The organism is Klebsiella sp. A-Nf5 (assembly GCF_002810545.1).
Taxonomy (GTDB): Bacteria; Pseudomonadota; Gammaproteobacteria; order Enterobacterales; family Enterobacteriaceae; genus Klebsiella; species Klebsiella variicola.
Window position 1 is genome coordinate 1 of record NZ_PIOG01000047.1, and the last position, 3218, is coordinate 3218.

The 3218-nt window shown below is 66.7% G+C and carries 3 protein-coding genes; all 3 read left to right on the forward strand.

What is annotated here, in order from left to right; all coding sequences use genetic code 11:
* Entirely contained in the window at positions 1-252 is a 252-nt protein-coding gene (locus CWM53_RS05665) for an oxaloacetate decarboxylase subunit gamma (RefSeq protein ID WP_074387436.1), read from the forward strand.
* A gap of 15 nt (positions 253-267) precedes the next feature.
* The gene (gene oadA, locus CWM53_RS05670) at positions 268-2031 is read left to right on the forward strand and encodes a sodium-extruding oxaloacetate decarboxylase subunit alpha (RefSeq protein ID WP_100750727.1); all 1764 of its coding nucleotides are present in this window, start codon (positions 268-270) and stop codon (positions 2029-2031) included.
* A gap of 15 nt (positions 2032-2046) precedes the next feature.
* On the forward strand, positions 2047-3218 hold a 1172-nt coding region (locus tag CWM53_RS05675), incomplete at its 3' end, for an oxaloacetate decarboxylase subunit beta (protein ID WP_100750728.1).

Consider the following 3218-nt stretch of genomic DNA (forward strand, 5'->3'; position numbering starts at 1 on the left):
ATGACTGACAATGCCGTCCTCCTGGGCGAAGGCTTCACCCTGATGTTTCTCGGCATGGGCTTTGTGCTGGTGTTCCTGCTGCTGCTCATCTTTGCCATTCAGGGAATGTCCCTCGCCGTGAACCGTCTGTTCCCTGAGCTGCCCGCCGCCCCCAAACCGGCGCCGGCCGCCGTCGCGCCCGCTGACGACTTCGCCCGCTTAAAGCCGGCGATTGTCGCCGCCATTCACCACCATCGCCGTCTTCACCCTTAATTCACGGAGGAATTTATGACCGTTGCCATTACCGATGTCGTCCTGCGCGACGCCCACCAGTCCCTGTTCGCCACCCGTCTGCGTCTCGACGATATGCTGCCCGTTGCCGCTCAGCTGGATGACGTCGGCTACCGCTCCCTCGAGTGCTGGGGCGGCGCCACCTTTGACGCCTGCATCCGCTTCCTCGGCGAGGACCCGTGGGTCCGCCTGCGCGAGCTGAAAAAGGCGATGCCGAAGACCCCGCTGCAGATGCTGCTCCGCGGCCAGAACCTGCTCGGCTACCGCCACTACGCCGATGACGTGGTGGAGCGCTTCGTGGAGCGCGCCGTCAAAAACGGCATGGACGTGTTCCGCGTCTTCGACGCCATGAACGACCCGCGCAACATGCAGGCCGCCCTGCAGGCGGTCCGCCGCCACGGCGCCCACGCCCAGGGCACGCTTTCGTACACCACCAGCCCGGCCCACACCCTGCAGACCTGGCTCGACCTCACCGAACAGCTGCTGGAGACCGGCGTCGACTCCGTCGCCATCAAGGACATGTCCGGCATTCTGACGCCGGGGGCCGCCTTTGAGCTGGTCAGCGAAATCAAGAAGCGCTACGACGTCACCCTGCACCTGCACTGTCATGCCACCACCGGGATGGCGGAGATGGCCCTGCTGAAGGCCATTGAAGCCGGGGTCGACGGCGTCGACACCGCCATCTCCTCGATGAGCGCCACCTACGGCCACCCGGCCACCGAGGCGCTGGTCGCCACCCTCGCCGGCACGCAATATGACACCGGGCTGGATATCCACAAGCTGGAGAGCATCGCCGCGTACTTCCGCGAGGTGCGTAAGAAGTACCACGCCTTCGAAGGCCAGCTGAAGGGCACCGACAGCCGCATCCTCGTCGCCCAGGTCCCGGGCGGGATGCTCACCAACCTCGAAAGTCAGCTGAAGCAGCAGAGCGCCGCCCACCGTCTGGATGAGGTGCTGGCGGAAATCCCCCGCGTGCGCGAGGACCTCGGCTTCATCCCGCTGGTGACCCCGACCTCGCAGATTGTCGGCACCCAGGCGGTGCTCAACGTCCTGACCGGCGAGCGCTACAAAACCATCGCGAAGGAGACCGCCGGTATCCTGAAGGGTGAGTACGGCCACACCCCGGCGCCGGTGAACGCCGCCCTGCAGGCGCGGGTGCTTGACGGCGCTGACCCGGTGACCTGCCGCCCGGCCGACCTGCTGAAGCCGGAGCTGGCGCAGCTGGAAGCCGACGTCAAACGCCAGGCGCAGGAGAAGGGTATCACGCTTGCCGAAAACGCCATCGACGACGTGCTCACCGTGGCCCTGTTCCCGCAACCCGGCCTGAAGTTCCTCGAAAACCGCCACAACCCGGCGGCCTTTGAGCCGCTGCCGCAGGTCGAAGCCGCCAGACCTGCCGCTCCGGCAAAAGCCGCCGCCTCCGGCGTCTACACCGTGGAAGTGGAAGGCAAGGCCTTTGTGGTGAAGGTCAGCGACGGCGGCGACGTCAGCCAGCTCAGCGCCGCTGCGCCGGTAGCCAGCGCGCCCGCTGCCGCCCCGGCCGGCGCCGGGACCCCGGTGACCGCGCCGCTGGCGGGCAATATCTGGAAAGTCATTGTCAGCGAAGGCCAGGCGGTGGCGGAAGGCGAGGTGCTGCTGATTCTGGAGGCCATGAAGATGGAAACCGAAATCCGCGCCGCGCAGGCCGGGACCGTACGCGGCATCGCGGTGAAAGCCGGCGATGCGGTGGCGGTCGGCGACACTCTGCTGCAGCTGGCGTAAGGACGAGGAGCGGAAATGGAAAGTCTGAACGCCCTGATTCAGGGCATGGGGCTGATGCACCTCGGTGCCGGCCAGGCCATCATGCTGCTGGTCAGCCTGCTGCTGCTGTGGCTGGCGATTGCTAAAAAGTTCGAGCCGTTACTGCTGCTGCCGATCGGCTTCGGCGGCCTGCTCTCCAATATCCCGGAGGCCGGGCTGGCGCTGAGCGCGCTGGAAAACCTGCTGGCCCACCACGACCCGGTCCAGCTGGCGGTGATTGCCGCGAAGCTCCACTGCGCGCCGGACGTCCACGCCATCAAGGAGGCGCTGGCGCTGGCCCTGCCGTCGGTGCAGGGGCAGATGGAGACGCTGGCGGTGGACATGGGCTACTCCGCCGGGGTGCTGGCCATCTTCTATAAGGTGGCGATTGGCTCAGGCATTGCGCCGCTGGTCATCTTTATGGGCGTCGGGGCAATGACCGACTTCGGCCCGCTGCTGGCCAACCCGCGCACCCTGCTGCTGGGAGCGGCGGCGCAGTTCGGTATCTTCGCCACTGTGCTCGGGGCGCTGACGCTGAACTACTTCGGCATCATCAGCTTCACCCTGCCGCAGGCGGCGGCCATCGGCATCATCGGCGGCGCCGACGGCCCGACGGCCATCTACCTGTCGGGCAAGCTGGCGCCGGAGCTGCTGGGGGCCATCGCGGTGGCGGCCTACTCCTACATGGCGCTGGTGCCGCTGATCCAGCCGCCGATCATGAAGGCGCTGACCAGCGACAGGGAGCGGAAGATCCGCATGGTGCAGCTGCGCACGGTGAGCCGGCGGGAGAAGATCCTCTTCCCGGCGGTGCTGTTGCTGCTGGTGGCTCTCCTGCTGCCGGACGCCGCGCCGCTGCTGGGGATGTTCTGCTTCGGCAACCTGATGCGCGAGAGCGGCGTGGTGGACCGGCTGAGTGATACGGTGCAGAACGCGTTGATCAACATCGTGACCATCTTCCTCGGGCTGTCGGTGGGGGCCAAGCTGGTGGCGGACAAGTTCCTGCAGCCGCAGACGCTGGGCATTCTGCTGCTGGGGGTGATCGCCTTCTGCGTGGGGACCGCGGCCGGGGTGCTGATGGCGAAGCTGATGAACGTGTTCAGTAAACACAAAATCAACCCGCTGATTGGTTCCGCCGGGGTGTCGGCGGTGCCGATGGCGGCCAGGGTGTC

Bases quoted from the DNA above. Each gene is read 5' to 3' on its own strand.
- oadA (WP_100750727.1), top strand. From the start codon at position 268: ATGACCGTTGCCATTACCGATGTCGTCCTGCGCGACGCCCACCAGTCC.
- CWM53_RS05665 (WP_074387436.1), top strand. From the start codon at position 1: ATGACTGACAATGCCGTCCTCCTGGGCGAAGGCTTCACCCTGATGTTT.